The sequence below is a fragment of the Helicobacter sp. MIT 14-3879 genome, from assembly GCF_003364125.1.
This window is the reverse complement of record NZ_NXLP01000181.1, coordinates 1-630: the sequence shown is the minus strand read 5'-3', so window position 1 is coordinate 630 and position 630 is coordinate 1. Positions and strand designations below refer to the sequence as shown.

1 protein-coding gene and 1 pseudogene are annotated in these 630 nt (G+C 24.4%); both read right to left on the bottom strand.

Annotated elements, in window-relative coordinates; genetic code table 11:
* Positions 1 to 220 (bottom strand): annotated as a pseudogene (locus tag CQA44_RS12245) (hypothetical protein); the annotation flags it as partial.
* Between the two features lie 8 nt (positions 221 to 228).
* On the bottom strand, positions 229 to 630 hold a 402-nt coding region (locus CQA44_RS13060), incomplete at its 5' end, for a hypothetical protein (protein ID WP_115547441.1).

Below are 630 nucleotides of genomic sequence, written 5' to 3'. Positions count from 1 at the left end.
TTTCATACCATTTTTTATCAAAATCTTTCCAATCTTTATTTTTAAGTTTTTCATCTCTTAATTCTTTATCAATTTTATCTAAAATATCAGGGTGAGTATGGGTTAAACCAAGAAAAGCGTGAGTAAAGTCTAAATCTGAAATTTTAGGTTTTAAAATTTTAAAATTTCTAGTTATTTCTCCAATTAATTGGTCAATATAGATTGTTACATAATATTTCATATTCTCCCCTATCTCGCAATACTATACATTAATCTCCAAAAATTCCAAGTGATAATTACAGCAAAATAATATATAATAAAAAAACCTAATATTTTTAATTTTTTTATTAAAAAAAACAAAAAATATATAATTAATGATACAATATTAATCACTCCAAAATGTAAGCTTAGAAAAATAGGTGTTGAAGCGACTAGGACACCCATTATCAATGGAAAAATATTGTGTTTGTATAGTAAATTTATAGGTAAGGTGAGGAAGATTGTTAATTTGAAAAAATCACTATCCCATAAATTACTAAAGAATTCATATAAAGTATTTTGCAAAATGTTACCGATGATAAAAAATAAACTACTGATGATAAAGCTTAAAATTCCACTACACACAAACCAAGCTAATTGCCCGCTTGTAAT